Origin of the sequence: Vibrio anguillarum (genome assembly GCF_001989995.2) — a bacterium.
Classification (GTDB): Bacteria; Pseudomonadota; Gammaproteobacteria; order Enterobacterales; family Vibrionaceae; genus Vibrio; species Vibrio anguillarum.
On record NZ_JAHGUP010000097.1, the window covers coordinates 1 to 1,922 of the forward strand.

The 1,922-nt window shown below is 42.5% G+C and carries 2 protein-coding genes; both read left to right on the plus strand.

Translation table 11 applies throughout. The annotated features are described in order from the left end of the window. Positions 1-64: 64 nt before the first annotated feature. Entirely contained in the window at positions 65-1,099 is a 1,035-nt protein-coding gene (locus PL85_RS16585) for an NAD(P)H-dependent flavin oxidoreductase (protein ID WP_115340189.1), read from the plus strand. Positions 1,100-1,317: 218 nt separating this feature from the next. Then, a complete protein-coding gene (locus PL85_RS16590; protein WP_064626956.1) occupies positions 1,318-1,812 on the plus strand; it encodes a hypothetical protein in 495 nt (164 codons plus the stop codon). Positions 1,813-1,922 lie beyond the last annotated feature (110 nt).

Genomic DNA, 1,922 nt, shown 5'->3' on the forward strand with positions numbered 1-1,922 from the left:
AGTTCGGCGGTGCGTTGTCAACCCCTTAGGCGGGCGTTAGCACCAACAATAGTTAAGGAAGACTATGAACTACAGGGAATTATTAGGTACGGATTTTCCAATCATTCAAGCGCCGATGGCGGGAGTGCAGAGTAGCGCTTTGGCGATTGCCGTTAGTGAGGCTGGCGGATTGGGTTCTTTACCTTGCGGTATGTTGAATACGGAAAAAATAATCAATGAGATTGAAACTATTAAAGGGTCAACTAGCAAACCATATAATCTTAATTTTTTCTGTCATAACTTACGTCCTTACGATGAAAATCGCCAAGTGATTTGGCGAAACACACTTCAGCCATATTTTGCCGAGCTGGATTCTGAAGTAAACCTTTCTCTCGGCAGTACTCGAGTGCCATTTAGCCATGATATTGCTGATGCAATAGAGCGTTTTTCACCGGAATTCATTAGTTTTCATTTTGGGTTGCCAAATAAAGACTTATTGAAACGAGTCAAAAGTTGGGGGACAAAGGTAGTGTCATCTGCAACGACGCTGGAGGAGGCTATTTGGTTAGAGTCGCAAGGTGTGCACGGGATAATAGCTCAAGGTTTAGAGGCAGGAGGGCACAGAGGGATGTTTCTAACTGATAAAATCTCAACGCAACTAGGGTTAGTTTCGCTTGTGTCTCAGGTTGTCAAGCAGGTTAAAGTTCCTGTTATAGCAGCAGGTGGTATTAGTGATAATAATGGTGTGAGAGCTTGCTTGCAGTTGGGCGCGTGTGCTGTGCAGGTTGGAACATCGTATTTACTGTGCACAGAAGCTGAGACATCCGATATACATAAACAGGCACTAAAAAGTGGTAAATCATCACATACAGCTTTAACCAACATATTTTCGGGTAGACCAGCCCGTGGTATAGTTAATCGCGTTATGGATGAACTAGGCTATATGAGCGTGCTTGCTCCTGATTTTCCGTACGCTTCTCTTGAAATGTCTCAATTACGAAATAGCGCTGAAAAACAGGGGATGGATGGTTTTTCTCCGTTATGGTGTGGACAAAATGCGCAAGGGTGCCAAGAAATTTCCGCAAAAGAGTTGACACTTCAACTAGCTGGAAAGTGCTAACAAAGCATTTAAGAGTGATTCCCAACGCTTGGCATTTTTCATTCCATCGTTAGGCTTCGTGTTTACGGTGGTAAGGTTAAGTCTTATGGTAGCGTTGCTCACACCTTAATGCGGCGTTAGTTCTCTCATGACAACGAACTCTGTAGATGTATTTAGAGTTTAATTCAGTAAACTATTATCAGTTTTCTATTGAAATAATTAAATAATTGGAAATGAATATGGGTGCTTTGGAAACCGTAATTTTGGGCACTGTAAGCGGTATTTTTACAACTGTAATGTTGTACTTGATTGGAATGTTTTTTAAACATCGTTTTGTTCCTTGGTATCAAAGTATTACCTACAAAGGTGTTGATATAAATGGCACCTGGGAGACTAGTGCAGTTTCTGGAGCTGGGATACATGCAAAGATGGAAATGACCATTCGTCAAAATGCACATGAACTCGATGGTTCGTTAACTATTGTGCAAGGCGCAGACCCAGATAAACCGACTCAAGTTACTAACTTGAATGTAAGTGGTCATTTATGGGAAGGCTTTCTGACTTTGAATATGCAAAGTGTCGATCGAACGCGCTTATCGTTTTCTACATCGCTTCTTCAAGTGCTCAATGGCGGACTTAGACTCAAAGGAATATATTCGTTTAGGTCTATACAGGCTGATGAAATTGAGTCAGTCGAAGTGACTTGGAAGCGGAAAGATCAAAAAAAGAACTAACAAACGCCTCAAGAGGGACTGTCAACGCGTGGCGTTCCCAGTCCCATTGAGCTCCTGTGGTTACGGCTGTTGTGGTTGAGTTTCGTGGTAATGCGTTGCCAGCCCCTTAG

Bases quoted from the DNA above. Each gene is read 5' to 3' on its own strand.
- PL85_RS16585 (WP_115340189.1), top strand. From the start codon at position 65: ATGAACTACAGGGAATTATTAGGTACGGATTTTCCAATCATTCAAGCG.
- PL85_RS16590 (WP_064626956.1), top strand. From the start codon at position 1,318: ATGGGTGCTTTGGAAACCGTAATTTTGGGCACTGTAAGCGGTATTTTT.